Source organism: Geodermatophilus sp. SYSU D01105 (genome assembly GCF_054050095.1).
Map to the genome: position 1 here is coordinate 1 of NZ_JBJGYR010000027.1, position 13644 is coordinate 13644.

13 protein-coding genes are annotated in these 13644 nt (G+C 73.9%); 4 read left to right on the forward strand and 9 right to left on the reverse strand.

Annotation, left to right across the window (positions count from 1 at the left end; all coding sequences use genetic code 11):
- Positions 1–96: 96 nt before the first annotated feature.
- From ACI79I_RS21015 to ACI79I_RS21050, 8 genes are all read right to left on the reverse strand, one after another.
- Complete coding sequence (locus ACI79I_RS21015; protein WP_456994261.1) at positions 97–885, reverse strand: GolD/DthD family dehydrogenase; 789 nt, start codon at positions 883–885, stop codon at positions 97–99.
- Positions 886–1072: 187 nt separating this feature from the next.
- Positions 1073–2146: a substrate-binding domain-containing protein gene (locus ACI79I_RS21020; RefSeq protein ID WP_456994262.1), complete on the reverse strand. Its 1074-nt coding sequence runs from the start codon at positions 2144–2146 to the stop codon at positions 1073–1075.
- A 51-nt stretch (positions 2147–2197) separates the two neighbouring features.
- On the reverse strand, positions 2198–3223 hold the full coding sequence (locus ACI79I_RS21025; RefSeq protein WP_456994263.1) for an ABC transporter permease: 1026 nt from the start codon (positions 3221–3223) through the stop codon (positions 2198–2200).
- Complete coding sequence (locus tag ACI79I_RS21030) at positions 3220–4869, reverse strand: sugar ABC transporter ATP-binding protein (protein WP_456994265.1); 1650 nt, start codon at positions 4867–4869, stop codon at positions 3220–3222. The genes ACI79I_RS21025 and ACI79I_RS21030 overlap by 4 nt, the downstream gene beginning before the upstream one ends.
- Positions 4866–5915, reverse strand: a complete 1050-nt coding sequence (locus tag ACI79I_RS21035) for an NAD(P)-dependent alcohol dehydrogenase (RefSeq protein ID WP_456994266.1) — start codon at positions 5913–5915, stop codon at positions 4866–4868. Before ACI79I_RS21035 ends, ACI79I_RS21030 begins: the two co-directional genes overlap by 4 nt.
- The gene (locus tag ACI79I_RS21040) at positions 5912–6622 is read right to left on the reverse strand and encodes a hypothetical protein (protein ID WP_456994267.1); all 711 of its coding nucleotides are present in this window, start codon (positions 6620–6622) and stop codon (positions 5912–5914) included. Before ACI79I_RS21040 ends, ACI79I_RS21035 begins: the two co-directional genes overlap by 4 nt.
- On the reverse strand, positions 6619–8118 hold the full coding sequence (gene xylB / locus ACI79I_RS21045; protein WP_456994268.1) for a xylulokinase: 1500 nt from the start codon (positions 8116–8118) through the stop codon (positions 6619–6621). The genes ACI79I_RS21040 and xylB overlap by 4 nt, the downstream gene beginning before the upstream one ends.
- Positions 8115–8729 (reverse strand): SIS domain-containing protein, encoded by a 615-nt coding sequence (locus tag ACI79I_RS21050; RefSeq protein ID WP_456994269.1) that lies wholly within the window; start codon positions 8727–8729, stop codon positions 8115–8117. The genes xylB and ACI79I_RS21050 overlap by 4 nt, the downstream gene beginning before the upstream one ends.
- 110 nt (positions 8730–8839) lie before the next feature.
- On the opposite strand from ACI79I_RS21050, the gene ACI79I_RS21055 reads away from it, so the two are divergent.
- From ACI79I_RS21055 to ACI79I_RS21070, 4 genes are all read left to right on the forward strand, one after another.
- Complete coding sequence (locus ACI79I_RS21055; RefSeq protein ID WP_456994270.1) at positions 8840–9865, forward strand: sugar-binding transcriptional regulator; 1026 nt, start codon at positions 8840–8842, stop codon at positions 9863–9865.
- Positions 9862–11586, forward strand: a complete 1725-nt coding sequence (locus ACI79I_RS21060; protein WP_456994271.1) for a dihydroxyacetone kinase family protein — start codon at positions 9862–9864, stop codon at positions 11584–11586. The genes ACI79I_RS21055 and ACI79I_RS21060 overlap by 4 nt, the downstream gene beginning before the upstream one ends.
- 77 nt (positions 11587–11663) lie before the next feature.
- A complete protein-coding gene (locus tag ACI79I_RS21065) occupies positions 11664–12176 on the forward strand; it encodes a ribose-5-phosphate isomerase (RefSeq protein WP_456994272.1) in 513 nt (170 codons plus the stop codon).
- Positions 12177–12351: 175 nt separating this feature from the next.
- Positions 12352–12885 carry a hypothetical protein gene (locus ACI79I_RS21070; protein ID WP_456994273.1) on the forward strand — a complete coding sequence of 178 codons (534 nt, stop codon included), beginning with the start codon at positions 12352–12354 and terminating at the stop codon, positions 12883–12885.
- Here the strand turns inward: ACI79I_RS21070 and ACI79I_RS21075 are convergent.
- Complete coding sequence (locus ACI79I_RS21075; protein ID WP_456994274.1) at positions 12816–13559, reverse strand: response regulator; 744 nt, start codon at positions 13557–13559, stop codon at positions 12816–12818. The genes ACI79I_RS21070 and ACI79I_RS21075 overlap by 70 nt on opposite strands.
- Positions 13560–13644 lie beyond the last annotated feature (85 nt).

Consider the following 13644-nt stretch of genomic DNA (forward strand, 5'->3'; position numbering starts at 1 on the left):
CGGCACCAGGCCCAGCGGTGGGCCCGGTGCCGCACGGGGAGGACGACGCGTGGAGGGTCCGGCGCCCCGACCAGCAGACGGGCGCGGCGGGTGGACTCAGCGGATCGTGTAGCCGCCGTCGACGACCAGGTCGGCGCCGTTGACCATGTCCGACGCGCCGGAGGCCAGGAACACGGCGGCTGCGGCGATCTCACGGGGCAGGGCGAACCGCCCGGTCGGGATCTCCCGCTTGGCGGCTTCGCCCTTCTCGCCGGACCACACGGTGCGGCCCATGTCGGTGAGCACCACGGTCGGGGAGATGGTGTTCACCGTGACGCCCCGACCGGCCCACTCCATGGCCAGGACCTTGGTCAGCCCCACCACGCCCGCCTTGGACGCACAGTAGGCGGCGTGCTCGGGCAGCGCGACGGACGCCGCCTGGGACGCCATGTTGATGATCTTCCCGCGGCCGGCAGCCAGCATGTGCCGGCCCACGGCCCGGCTGACCAGGAAGGTGCCCGTGAGGTTCACGGCCATGGTGCGCTGCCAGGTGGCCGTGCTGAGCTCCTCGGCGGGAGCCAGGTCCGCGATCCCCGCGGAGTTGACCAGGACGTCGATGCGTCCGGCTGCGGCCATCACCTGCTCCACCGCCGCGGCCACGGACGCCTCGTCGGTGACGTCGGCCTCCAGGGCGAGGGCGTCGGCGGTCGGGTCCAGGGACTCCACGCGTCGGCGGGCCGCGTCCAGCGACAGGTCGAGCACCACCGGACGGGCTCCCCGTTCGGCGAAGACCTCGGCGATGGCGCCGCCGATGCCCGAGGCGCCTCCGGTGATCAGGGCGACACGCCCGTCGAGGCGGAAGGACAGGTCCACGTCCTCGTCGGTCAGGGGAGCAGGGGCAGCCACGGGTCTTCTCCTCGGGTCGGGGTGGGGAGTGCGGTCGGGCACGGGGTCCGCCGGTGACGGCGGCCAGGACCGGTCCGGCGGCGGGCCGACCACGAGGGCCCGACCCGGCCGGGCGGGCCGGCACCCCGGGCGGGGTGCCGGCCCGAGGGGCCGGACGCGGCGGGCACGCCCACGACCGGCCCCTGGATCACTTCTCCTGGCCGGGCAGGCCCTCGTAGGCGATGTTCCCGGTCTGCAGGTTCTCCTCGGTCATCTGCGGCAGCTGCTCGAGGAACGCCTCACGCTCGGTGACCACGTTCTTGATGGCGTCATCGACGTTGTCCTGCGTGATCTTCGGCATGACGTAGACCGGCTCGGTGTTCACTTCCTCACCCCGGGCGATCTTGGCCGCCACAGCGAGGCCGGCGGACAGCTCCACCGTGCCGTTCTGCAGCATCGTGCCGATGAACTCACCGCTCTTGACGGCGTTCAGCCCGTCCTCGATGCCGTCGATGCCGACGATCGGGACGTCGGTCCGGCCGGCCTCCTTGAGCGCCTGGAGGGCACCGAGGCCCATGTCGTCGTTCTGCGAGACGACGCCGTTGATGTCCTGGCCGAACGCGGAGATCCAGTTCTTCATCCTGTTGACGGCCTCGTCACGCTGCCAGTTGGCAGTGTCCTGGGCGAGCACCTTGATGTCCGGGTACTTGGCCAGGACGTTCTCGATGCCCTCCTGCCGGTCCAGCTGACCGGACTGGCCCAGCGGGCCCTGCAGGATGACGATGTTGCCCCTCCCGCCGAGCCTGTCGGCCATCATCTGCATCTCCTGCTCCCCGGCGGCCACGTCGTCGGGCTGCACGTTCCCGGCCACGTCGGGGTTGTTCAGCGCGGCGTTGACCGGGATCACCGGGATGCCGGCGGCCTTGGCCGCCGCCACCTGCGGGCCCAGCGAGTCCGCCTGGACGGGGACGACGACGATCGCGTCGACGCCGGCCTGGACGTACTGGTCGAGCTGGGACGCCTGGGTGTTGACGTCGAGGTTGGCCGAGTTCCACAGCAGCTCGATGTCGTTGGCCGCCGCGTAGGCCTCCATGCCCTCCTTGCCCGCGGTGATGAACGAGGACATGTTGTAGACGCTGACGCCGATCCGCAGCGGCTGGGCGCCGCCGGCGTCACCGCCGCCACCACCCCCGGCACTGGGGTCCCCGGCGCCGCAGGCGGCGAGGGGTACGGCGACGGCCGTGAGGGCGAGGCCCACGAGGGTCTTCCGGAATCGCAACACGATTCTCCTTCGGATGTGCGGGTGGTTGGTACGGGTGGGACGGACCGGTCGCTAGACCCGGCGTCGGGAGGTCCACACGTCGACCGCGACGGCGGCGACGATCAGGACGCCCGAGATCACGCTCTGCCAGTAGGCAGGGACGATGAGGATGTCCAGGCCGTTGTTGAGGGTCTGGATGAGGATCAGGCCGAGCGCGGTCCCCCAGACCGTGCCGCGGCCACCCATGAGGCTGGCCCCGCCGATCACGACGGCGGCGATGGCGTCCAGCTCGTAACCGGCGCCCAGCGTGGGGGGGCCGGAGATGACGCGGGAGGCCAGCATGACGCCGGACAGGCCGGCCAGCAGCCCGCTGATGGCGTAGACGCTGAACAGCACCCGGCGGGCGTTGACGCCGGCGATCTCGGCCGCGACCCGGTTGCCGCCGACGGCGTACACGCGCATCCCGTAGGAGGTGCTGCGCATGATGATCCCGGCGGCGATGATCCCGACGATCATGACGATGACGGGGATCTGGAGGCCGAACACCGTGGTGTTCGCGATCTTGCCGAACTCCGCGGGCAGGCCGTTGATCGGGGCGCCGCCGCCGATGACGTACGCGACCCCGGACCCCGCGGTCAACATCCCCAGGGTGACGATGAACGGTGGCACGTCCACCCGGGCGACGAGCAGGCCGTTGATGGAACCGGCCAGCAGGCCGACCGCCATCGCCGACACCACGGTCAGCCACACCTGGCCGGGGTTCGCCGCGGCCACCGCTGCCGACGTCATGCCGGCGACGGCGATGACACTGCCGACCGACAGGTCGATCCCGCCGGTCAGGATGACCAGGGTCTGCCCCAGCGCGATGAGCGCGAAGGGAGCCGCCGCGACGAGGATCGTCTGCAGGTTGTCCAGCGTGCTGAAGCGAGCACTGCGGTAGCTGAAGTAGGCGATGACCAGGGCCAGGACGATCAGCATCGAGCGCCGGGCCAACTGGTCCTTGAACCACTCGGCGGTCCAGCGCCGACCGGCGTCGTGCGCCGGTGTGTTCTCCGCGGCTGGGACGCTGCTCGCAGGGGTCTGCGTGCTCGCGGTCATGACTGGGGGTCCTTCCCGGAGGAGTCGGAGGTGGGCGCGGTGCCCTGGGAGTTCGGTGCCGTCTCCGGCGTGGTCGAGCGATCGCCCAGCCCGGAGGCCAGCCGGAACATCACGTCCTGGACGTCGGGCCGGGAGAGGGCCTCGCGGTCCAGCTCGCCCACCACGGCACCCTCGCGCATGACCAGCGCGCGGTGGGCGAGCCCGAGCACCTCCGGCATGTCGGAGGAGGCCATGACGACGGCCATGCCCGCCTCGGCCAGCTCGGTGATGATCCGGTAGATCTCCGAGCGGGCGCCGATGTCGACGCCCCGGGTCGGCTCGTCGAGCAGCAGCACGTCGACGTGCTCGGTGAGCCAGCGCGCCAGGACGACCTTCTGCTGGTTGCCTCCGGAGAGGGTGCCGACCTCCTGGCCGAGCCCGCGGCTGCGCAGCCGGACGGACTTCATCGCCTCACCGACGGCACCGGCGCGGGCGCGTTGCTTGAGCCACCCCGCGACGTCGAAGGACCCCAGCCGAGGCAGCGAACCGTTGTCCAGGACGCTCATCCCGAGCACGGCACCGGCCCGCTTGCGGTCCTCGGGGACCAGCGCCATGCCGGCGGCGATGGAGGCCGACGGGCTGTGCCGCTTCACCCGCCGGCCGGCGACGCTGATCTCGCCCGACAGGGTCGAGCGCACCCCGAAGATGCCCTCGATCAGTTCGGTCCGGCCGGCCCCCACGAGGCCGGCCAGTCCCAGCACCTCACCGCGGCGGACGCTCAGTGACACCGGCCCCGGGGCGCCGCTGACGTGCAGGTCGCGGACCTCCAGCCCCACCTCCGAGCCGGGTGGACGCACCTCGGGGAACAGGTCCTCCAGGTCACGGCCGATCATCGCGGTGACGATGTCGTCGTCGTGCACCTCGCTCATCGCGGCGTCCAGGACCAGGCCACCGTCCCGCAGGACGACGACGCGGTCGGCCAGCGCTCGCATCTCGCCCATCTTGTGGGTGGTGAAGGCCATGGCCACGCCCTGGTCACGCAGCCGGCGGACGACCTCGTAGAGGCCCTCGACCTCCTTCTCGTCGATCGCCGAGGTCGGCTCGTCCAGCAGCAGGACCCGGGCGCCGCGGCTGGAGTTCTTCACGATCTCGACGATCTGCTGCAGCCCGACGGGGAGGGTGCCCATCCGGGCGGCGGGGTCGATGTCCACGCCGAACACCTCGAGCATGGACCGGGCCTTCGTGATCATGGCCCGGCGGTCCAGGGTCCCCAGCCGCGTCTTGATCTCGTGCCCGACGAACAGGTTCTCGTACACGGTCATGTGGTCGATCGCAGCCAGTTCCTGCGGGACGATCGCGACGCCCAGGCGGTGCGCGGCACGGATGTCACCGGCGTGGAGCTCGTGTCCGCCGACGAAGACCGACCCCTCGTCGGCGCGGTACTGCCCGGAGGCGATCTTCATCAGGGTGGACTTGCCGGCCCCGTTCTCGCCGGCGAGGGCCGTGACGGTACCCAGCGGCAGGGACAGCGACACGCCCTTGAGCACCGGGACACCGCCGAAGGACTTGACCAGACCGCGGCACTCCAGCGCCACGGCGTCCGGGTCCGCCAGCGTGGCCGTCGCGCCCGCGGCGGTCGCCCCTGACGAGGCTGCCGGGCGGCTCATGCCGGCACCACGATCGACTTGAGGCTGCCGGGGTCGCGGTCGGACTCCAGGGCCTGCTGGACGTGGTCCAGGTCGAACCGGCCGGTGACCAGCGAGTCGACGTCGACCTGGCCGGAGGACACCAGGTGGATCGCCAGCGGCCAGGTGTTCGTGTAGCGGAAGATGCCGGTCACGGTGATCTCGCGGTCCTGGATGACCGAGACGGGCAGTGCGAGCTCGCTGTTGCCCAGTCCGACCAGCACCACGGTGCCGGCGGGGCGCACCGACCGGATGCCCGCGGTGATCGCCGGGGCCGCGCCGCTGGCGTCGATGAACGCGTCCACACCGAGGTCGAGCTCGACGAGGTCCTCGCTGGTCGGGTCGACGACGGAGGTGGCTCCGTACTCCAGCGCCCGCTCCCGCCGCGGCCCCACGGGGTCGGAGACGATGACCTCCCGGGCCCCGAAGGCCCGAGCCGTCTGGGCGGAGATGATGCCGATGGGGCCGGCGCCGGCGATGAGCACCGTGTCGCCCGGGCTGATGGCGGCCTTGCGCATGGAGGCGATGCCCACGGACAGCGGCTCCAGCAGCGCGCCGGCGTCGTCGGAGAGGGTGTCGGGCAGCGTGTGCGCGAACATCGACGGCGCGGTGATGAACTGGGTGAAGGCGCCGTCGACCGGCGGCGTGGCGTAGAAGCGCATGTTCGGGCAGAGGTTGTAGCGGCCCTCGACGCACTGCCTGCAGACGTGGCACGGCCGCTGCGGTTCGATCGCCACCCGCTGCCCCACCCGCGCGGGATCGACTCCCTCGCCGACGGCCACGATGCGGCCGGCCACCTCGTGCCCGAGCACCAGCGGGGCGTCGACGACGAAGTCCCCGGCGCGCATGTGCCGGTAGTAGTGCACGTCCGAGCCGCAGACCCCCACCGCGGAGACCTCGACGAGCACCTCCCCGAGCGGGACGGCCGGCACCGGACGTTCCTCGACGACCACGGTGTTGGCGGCGACGAGCACGCTCGCCCGCATGGACTCCGGGATCTGTTCTGCGACCGCGTTCACTGCGCTCATCGGGCTCCTTCCAGAGGGACAGGGACAGGGATGCCGACGGGGTCCGTGGGCTGCAGGAGAGCACGTCCGGAGACCAGGTGCACGGCGCCGGCGGCGAGGCAGGCCGCGGTGTGCTCCGGGCGGACGCCGCCGTCGACCCCCACCGGCAGGTGAGCGGCGAGTTGCCGCACGGTGTCCAGCCGGGAGAGGTCGGCGGCCTCGCGGGTGCCGGGCTGGATCAGCATGACCAGCGCACCGTCCACCGCACCGGCCAGGCCACGGACGACGTCGACGGCGACGGTCGGCGCCACCTCGGTCCAGACCTCGCCGCCGGAACCCCGGATCCGGTGTGCTGCCGGGCTCCCGGCGGCACACCACCCGGGCGGCAGGACGAGCCGCTGGGGTCGCGCCGCGAGCAGCCGTTCCAGCAGGTCGTCCGGGGCCGGGGCGGCGGGGCCGGAGGCGCGCTCGATGACGTGCACCTCCACGCGGGCCGCCGGCAGGGCGGCGCGCACGGCCGCGAGGGTCTCGACCGCCACGCCGCCGACGGCCCGTCCACCCGCGGTGAGGACGTCGACGTGCACCCAGTGGCCCCGTGCGTGCAGCAGCGTGGCACCCGCCGGCCGGGACTCCGGCGGCAGCGCGTACAGGCTGCCGGCAGTGCTGGTGCCCGGCGGCGTGTCCCACTCCTGGACCACGACGCCGCGGCTGGTGATCGGGGCGGTCATCGCGCTGCCACCGGCGTGTGCGCGGCGGGCGGGACGACCGCCGAGGAGGCGGCGACCGCCGCGTACAGCGGGCGCGGGTCGCGTGTCGTGGCCCGCGGCACGGCGCGGACCTGCGCGTCCGGCCGCCAGGCGTCGCGGACCTCGGTGACGTCGGCGCCGGTGGCCACCGCGGCGGCCTGCACGCACGCACCCCGGGCGGTGGCCTCGCCGGCGTCGCCCTCGTCGGCGACCTCGACCGGGCGGCCGGTGAGGTCGGCCAGCAGTTGGGTGTAGGCCGCGGACCGCGCCCCACCCCCGGCGGCCAGCACCCGGCCGTCGACGTCGACCCCGCAGGCCCGCAGGTGTTCCTGCCCTTCCACGAGGCCGAGCAGGACCCCCTCGAACGCCGCCCGGGCGAGGTCCTCGCGTGTGGTGGCGGAGGTGATGCCGGCGAGGACACCGTGGGCCTCCGGGCGGTCCGGCTTCCGCTCCCCGTCGAGGTAGGCGACCAGCACCGGTCCCGTCGCGGCCGGCGCCGCCAGCGCCAGCCGGGACAGCTCGGCGTGGCCCACGCCCAACAGCCGCGCGAAGGCGTCGGTGACCCGTGCGGCGTTCAGCGTCGACACCAGCGGGAGCCAGCCGCCGGTCATGTCGGCGACGCCGTCGACCAGGCCGCTGGCGTCGTGCACCGGATGCGGTGAGGAGGCGGCCACGACGCCGGAGGTCCCCAGCACGTACAGCACGTCGCCACTGCGCATCCCCAGCCCGAGCGCGGCCGCGTGCTGGTCGCCACCACCGGCGCCGACGAGGGTGGTCGAGGCCAGGCCGAGCTGCTCGGCCACCTCGGGCAGCACCGTCCCCGCCGGCTGGGAGGGCTCCAGGACCTCGGGCAGCAGGTCCGGCCAGTCGGCCCGGGGGGCGACCTCCGCGAGGACCTCGAGGGCGTACTCGCCGCGGACGGCGTCGTAGTACGCCGTTCCGGACGCCTCGGAGCGATCGGTGACGTAGCGGCCGGTGAGCCGGTGGGTGAGGTGGTCGTGCGGGAGCAGCACCCGGCGCAGCGCCGCGAAGTGGTGTGGTTCCTCGGCGGCCAGCCAGGCCAACTTGCCCACGGTGAAGGCCGCGGTGGGCACCGAGCCGACGCGACGGGCCCATGTCCCGTCGTCGATGACCGACCGCAGCCGCCGCAGGTGGGGCGTCGATGTCGTGTCGTTCCACAGTTTGGCCGGCCGCAGCACGCGGTCGGCACCGTCGAGGGCGACCAGCCCGTGGCACTGCCCGGCGACCGAGAGGGCCGCGACGTCCCTGCCCCGCGACCCGGCGGACGCCAGGGCCGAGCGGATGGCCGTCGAGGCGGCGGTCCACCAGTCCTCCGGGTCCTGCTCGCTGCACGGCGGGAAGGCAGGGGGGTGCGGCGCTGCGCCCGTGCCGAGCAGGGCCCCGGTCTCGACGTCGCGCACCTCGGCCTTGCAGGACTGCGTCGAGGAGTCGACGCCGACGACCACACGCGGGCTCATCCGCCGGTCCTCTCGCGCACCTGGGCCAGACCCACGACGCCGGCCGGGTGTGCGGCCACCACGTCGCTGAGGGTGTGTCCCCGCAGCTCCATCAGGACCGCGGTCAGCGCGTCCCCCCAGGCCGAGGCGACCAGGGTGCTGCCGGTGGCGACCAGGCCCCCGAGGTCCGCGTCGGCGGGCTCGGTGCGCAACGCGACCACGGTGCCGGCCGCCCGGGCGAACGGGGAATCCGGGGCCTCGGTGACGGCCACGACGTGGACCCCCCGCGTGCCCAGGAGCGTGACGAGGGCGGTGATGTCCTCGGAGCGACCGCCCTTGGAGAACGCGATGACGACGTCGTCCGGGGTGACCGCGCCGACTCCACCGTGCAGGGCGTCCAGCACCGGGAGGGAGAACGCCGGGGTGCCGCACACGGAGAGCAGGTGCGCCAGCCGGGCGGCGACGTTCCCCGACGTCCCCGCGCCGATGGTGACGACCTTGCCGCGCAAGCCGGCCACCCGCGCCACGACCGCGTGGAACGAGGGCCCGAGCTGGTCGGCGAGGCTGCGCAGCGCATCCGCCTGGCGGAGGAGCAGAGCTCGCGCCCGCCCCTCCACGTCGACCTCACCCACGAACCGACCTGCCTGTCTCCGCAGCGTTGCGACGGGGTGAGTTTCCCCACCCCTTGCTCACAGGTCAAGTCCCGTGCTCAGATGTGCACAACGGCGACCGGGGAGGTGCGATGGGGCCCGACGAGCTGGCCGAGATCGTCACCGTGGCGCGCCGGCACTACCTGGACGGCGTCTCGAGGGTCGACATCGCCCGGGAGCGCGGTCTGTCGCGCTTCAAGGTGGGCCGGCTGCTGCAGCGCGCCCTGGAGACCGGGATCGTCCGCATCGAGATCCACTCGCCCATCGACCTGGACCTGGACCTGTCCCGGCGCGTGGCCGACCGTCACGGGCTGCGTCGCGCGCTGGTCGTCGTCACCCCCGACGACCGGGAGGTGTCGGGCTCGATCGGACGCACCGCCGGCGAACTGCTGCGCGAGATCGTCACCACCGCCGACGTGCTGGGGGTGGGCGGGGGCCGGAGCCTGCGGGCGATGACCGCCCACCTGCGGGAGATGGCCCGCTGCGACGTCGTGCAACTCACCGGCATGGTCGGCGTGGTCGGGGAGACGTCCACGGACATCACGCGCGCGGTGGGCGAGGTCAACGGCGGCCAGGTCTTCCCCATCTTCGCCCCGATCATCGCTCCCGACGCCCGCACCGCGACCGCGCTGAGGTCGCAGGAGTCGGTCCGCTCGGCGGTGACCCGCTACCCCGACGTCAGCAAGGCGGTGGTCTCGATCGGCGGGTGGACCGCGGAGACCTCACGGGTCTACTCCTTCCTGTCCCAGCCCGAGCGCGAGGCGCTCACGGCGGCGGGGGTGGTCGGCGAGGTCTGCACGCTGCCGGTCGACGCGTCCGGGCACGTGGTGCCCTCGCTCGACGACCGGCGGATCGGGGTCAGCGAGGCCGAGCTCCGGGGCATCGACGACGTCATCGGCGTGGCCGGCGGCACGGACAAGACCGAGGCGATCCGCGCAGTCCTGCGGGCCGGCCTCGTCTCCTCGCTGGTCACCGACGTCCACGTCGCCCGCCGCCTCCTCGCCGACGACCCGGCTGAGCGGACCACCTCCGCCTCGGGCGCCGGCCCCGACGGCGCCCGCCGCCGCACCGAGGCACGTCCCGTCGACCTCCGGCTCGCACCAGGGAGAACCCGATGACCCGCTTGTACAACGACCCGGCGACCTTCACCGAGGAGGCGCTGGAGGGCTTCCTCGACGTGCACGCCGACCGCGTGGTCGGCGTGCCCGGCGGTGTGGTGCGCGCGCAGGCCACCCGTCCGGGGAAGGTCGCCGTGGTGGTGGGAGGCGGCTCGGGGCACTACCCGGCGTTCTGCGGGGTGGTCGGACCGGGCTTCGCCGACGGCGCCGTGGTCGGCAACGTGTTCACCTCCCCCTCGGCGGCCGACGCGGCCTCGGTGGGCCGCGCCGCCAACGGAGGGGCCGGGGTCCTGTTCTCGACCGGCAACTACGCCGGTGACGTCATGAACTTCACCCTCGCCGTGCAGCGCCTCGAATCGGAGGGGATCCCGGCGCGGTACGTGGCCGTCACCGACGACGTGGCCAGCGCCCCGTCGTCCGAGCAGGCCAAGCGTCGCGGGATCGCCGGCGACTTCACGGTCTTCAAGACCTCCTCGGCCGCAGCCGAGGAGGGTGCCTCGCTCGACGAGGTCGAGCGGGTGGCGCGCCACGCCAACGAGCGCACCCGCACGCTCGGTGTGGCCTTCGACGGGTGCACCATGCCCGGTGCCGACTCCCCGCTGTTCACGGTGCCCGCCGGCAAGATGGGCCTGGGGCTGGGCATCCACGGCGAGCCCGGCGTCCGCGACGAGGACATGCCCAGCGCCGCTGAACTGGCGAGGGTCCTGGTGGAGGGTCTGCTGGCCGAGGCCCCCAGCGGCGCCGGCACCCGGGTCGCGGCCATCCTCAACGGGCTGGGGAACACCAAGTACGAGGAGCTCTTCATCGTCTGGGCCTCGGTGGCCCGCCTGCTGCGCGAGGCGGGGCTGCAGGTGGTCGAGCCCGAGGTGGGCGAGCTGGTGACCAGCCTCGACATGGCCGGCTGCTCGCTGACCCTGATGTGGCTGGACGAGGAGCTGGAGCGGCTCTGGACCGCGCCGGCTGACAGCCCCGCCTACCGCAAGGGCGCCACGGGGGGCGGCGCGGCCGGTCCGGTCCGCTCGCCGGAGGAGACCGCGCGGGCCGCGCAACCCCAGGTGTCCGGCAGCGACACCACGCCGGAGGACGCCCGGGCCGCCGGCGAGGCCGTGCTCTCAGCGCTCCGGGCGCTGGCTGACGTCGTGGCGGGCGCGGAGGAGGAACTGGGCCGGATCGACGCCGTCGCCGGGGACGGTGACCACGGCCGGGGGATGGTCCGGGGCAGCGTCGCCGCGCTGCAGGCGGGGCAGGAGGCGCTCGCCCGAGGCGCGGGCAGCACGGGGGTCCTGTGCGCCGCCGGGGAGGCCTGGGCCTCCCGCGCCGGCGGCACCTCGGGCGTCCTGTGGGGCGAGCTGCTCAACTCCGTGGGCCGCCGCCTGGGCGACACCACCGACCCCCAGGCGCTCGCCGCCGGCATCCAGGAGGGGTTCGAGGCCCTCATGCGTCTGGGCGGGGCCAAGCCCGGCGACAAGACGATGCTCGACGTCCTGCAGCCCTTCAGCCAGGCACTGGGGGCGGGTGTCGCCGGCGGCCTGCCGCTCGCGGCGGCCTGGGCCGCCGCAGCCGATCGGGCCGAGGAGGCCGCCCGGGCGACCGCGGACATGGTGCCCAAGGTCGGGCGCGCCCGCCCGCTGGCGGAGCGCAGCAAGGGCACCCCCGACGCGGGCGCCACCTCCATGGCGATGATCGTCCGAGCGATCCACGGCGTTCTCGTGGAGCGCTGAACCGGCCTCCCGGACCCGGCGCCACGCGGGCGTCGCGGGTCGGCGAGGACGACGGAACTCGAGAGATGGGAAGACGGATGGTGGAGCCGATCAGGGTCGTCGTCGGCAGTGACGACGCCGGGTACCAGTACAAGGAGGCCCTCAAGAGGGACCTCGAGGGTGACCCCCGGGTCTCCGAGGTCACCGATGTGGGTGTCGGCGATGCCGACACGACGGCGTACCCGCACGTGGCCGTGACCGCCGCCCGCATGATCGCCGACGGCCGGGCGGACCGTGCCCTGCTGGTGTGCGGTACCGGTCTGGGCGTGGCGATCAGCGCCAACAAGGTGCCGGGGATCCGGGCGGTGACCGCGCACGACAGCTACTCGGTGGAGCGGGCGATCCTGTCCAACGACGCCCAGGTCCTGTGCTTCGGGCAGCGGGTCGTGGGCCTGGAGCTCGCCCGCCGGCTGGCCCGCGAGTGGCTGGGGTACCGCTTCGACACCTCCAGCGCCTCCGCCGAGAAGGTCGCCGCGATCGGCGAGTACGAGTCGGGCGTGGCCGACGCCAAGCGGACCATCGACGAGGACGCCGCGCTCGCCTGCGACTGAACCACGCGGTGGTGGGTGCCCGCCGCCGGCGCAGGCGGATTCCTCGCCGTCCCGTGATCCGCCGCCGGCGTGTCGGGGCATACCGTCGACAGCGCACCGGCCGCCCCCCGAGGGCGGGGACGTGGGTGGCCTCGCCGGCGCTGCCGGTCCTGCGACGAGCGACGGGATGGCGACGATGGACCTTCGCCTCGTGGTCGGTGGCCTGCTCACCCGGGACGCCGTGCTGGGCACCCTGTTGCTGAACTACGCCGAACGGCTCGAACGCGGGCGGCCCGGCCCCGGCGGGGACAGCTTCATCGTCCCGAGCTGGGAGGACCGGGCGCCGGGCGCGCCGCACGAGACCCGGGTGCTGACCGTCGCGGCGCACACCTGCCGCGAGGACCCCCGTGCCGGCGAGCACCTCGACGCCGTCCTCGAGCTCGTGCACGCGGTGCTGACCGGCGAGGAGGCCCGCGGCTCGATCACCGCCCGCGCCCACGGGAGCTCCGCGGACCTGCAGACCGGGGTCGACACCGTCGCCAAGGTCGGCACCTGGGAGATCACCCTGACCCCGTCCCGGGACGCGGGCGCGCCGCAGCCACGGCTGCTCGCCCTGCCCGACCTGCGCGGACACACACCGCTGCCGGGGAGCGGCCGGCGTCAGCCGCTGGCCGGCCCGGGCGCGGAGGGGCTGCCGCCGGCCTCGGGAGCCGGGGGCTCCAGCCGGTAACCGTGCCCGCGCACCGTGACGATCTCCGGGATCCGGTGCCCGGACCCGGCACCCTCCTGGATCTTGCGGCGCAGCGCAGCGACGTGGACGTCGAGGGTCTTGGTGGAACCGAACCAGTTCTCGTCCCACACGTCCCGCATCAGCTGCTCCCGGCTGTGCGCCACCTCGGGCTGGGCGGCCAGCCGCGCCAGCAGGTCGAACTCCTTCGGGCGCAGGCGGAGCTCCCGCCCTCCCAGCGTGACCCGGTGGCGCGGCACGTCGACGACCAGGTCGCCCACGGTGCGCACCGTCGGCTCGACCGAGGTGGCGGTGCCGCGGCGCAGGTGCGCGCGGACCCGGGCGTGCAGTTCGGCCAGGCGGACCGGCTTGACCAGGTAGTCGTCGGCGCCCGCCTCCAGGCCCACGACGACGTCCATCTCCGCCGAACGGGCGGTGAGCATGACCAGCACGCAGCCGGGCTGCAGGCGCCGGAGCCGCCGGCACACCTCCACGCCGTCGAGGTCGGGCAGCCCGAGGTCGAGCAGCACCAGGTCGACCGGCCCCGCCGCGGCCCGGTCCAGGGCAGCGCTCCCCGACTGCGCCCAGACGACGTCGTAGGCGTGGCTGCGCATGCTGGCCGCCAGCACCTCACCGATCGTCGGGTCGTCCTCGACCAGCAGGATCCGGCCGACCATGGCGACATGGTGGCAGCCCGGGCGGCGCCGCGGGGAGGCGCGATCGATGGCCTGGGCGGCACGCGGGTGCGGTGACATCGCCGCC

Coding starts and splice junctions, on each gene's coding strand:
- ACI79I_RS21055 (WP_456994270.1), top strand. CDS start 8,840: ATGGGGCCCGACGAGCTGGCCGAGATCGTCACCGTGGCGCGCCGGCAC.
- xylB (WP_456994268.1), bottom strand. CDS start 8,118: ATGAGCCCGCGTGTGGTCGTCGGCGTCGACTCCTCGACGCAGTCCTGC.
- ACI79I_RS21030 (WP_456994265.1), bottom strand. CDS start 4,869: ATGAGCCGCCCGGCAGCCTCGTCAGGGGCGACCGCCGCGGGCGCGACG.
- ACI79I_RS21065 (WP_456994272.1), top strand. CDS start 11,664: ATGGTGGAGCCGATCAGGGTCGTCGTCGGCAGTGACGACGCCGGGTAC.
- ACI79I_RS21060 (WP_456994271.1), top strand. CDS start 9,862: ATGACCCGCTTGTACAACGACCCGGCGACCTTCACCGAGGAGGCGCTG.
- ACI79I_RS21040 (WP_456994267.1), bottom strand. CDS start 6,622: ATGACCGCCCCGATCACCAGCCGCGGCGTCGTGGTCCAGGAGTGGGAC.
- ACI79I_RS21075 (WP_456994274.1), bottom strand. CDS start 13,559: ATGGTCGGCCGGATCCTGCTGGTCGAGGACGACCCGACGATCGGTGAG.
- ACI79I_RS21070 (WP_456994273.1), top strand. CDS start 12,352: ATGGACCTTCGCCTCGTGGTCGGTGGCCTGCTCACCCGGGACGCCGTG.
- ACI79I_RS21035 (WP_456994266.1), bottom strand. CDS start 5,915: ATGAGCGCAGTGAACGCGGTCGCAGAACAGATCCCGGAGTCCATGCGG.
- ACI79I_RS21025 (WP_456994263.1), bottom strand. CDS start 3,223: ATGACCGCGAGCACGCAGACCCCTGCGAGCAGCGTCCCAGCCGCGGAG.